At 68.2% G+C, this 676-nt stretch carries 1 protein-coding gene; it reads left to right on the top strand.

Going from position 1 to position 676, the window contains the following annotated elements:
• The coding region (locus KUM32_RS39185; protein WP_217146529.1) for a serine protease at positions 1-676 on the top strand (676 nt) is incomplete at both ends.

The following is a 676-nucleotide window of genomic DNA, read 5'->3' as shown; positions in this document are numbered from 1 at the left end:
ACCTCGCCCCAGGTCAACGCCGTGACGTACGAGGGCACGGTGGCGCTGAGCAACTGCTCGGGCTCGATCGTGAAGTTGCCCAACTCCACCGACCAGGACCCCGCCCTGGTGCTGACCAACGGCCACTGTCTGGAGGGCGGCATGCCGGGCGCCGGCCAGGTGCTCGTGGACCAGCCGTCCAGCCGGAGCTTCACGCTGCTGAACGCCAACGCGGGCAACGCGGGCACGGTGCGGGCCACCAAGCTCGCGTACGGCACGATGACCGACACGGACGCCGCGCTCTACCAGGTCAACGCGACGTACGCGCAGATCAAGCAGCGCTACAACGTCAACGCGCTGGCCCTGTCCGCTGAGCGGCCCACCTCCGGCGCCGGCATCAAGGTGGTCTCCGGCTACTGGAAGCGCACCTACACCTGCAACGCCAACGGCTTCGTCAACCAGTTGCGGGAGGGGCCCTACACCTGGAAGGACTCGGTTCGCTACACCTCGCCCTGCAACGTCATCGGCGGCACCTCCGGCTCGCCGGTCATCGACACCGCCAGCGGCAAGGTCGTGGCCGTCAACAACACCATCAACGAGTCCGGCCAGCGCTGCACGATGAACAACCCGTGCGAGGTGGACCAGAACGGCCAGGTCACCGTCCGCCGCGGGATCGGCGACGCGCAGCAGACGTACC

The sequence above is a fragment of the Streptomyces sp. AC627_RSS907 genome (genome assembly GCF_019049165.1).
This window is presented reverse-complemented; position numbering and strand designations above follow the sequence as displayed.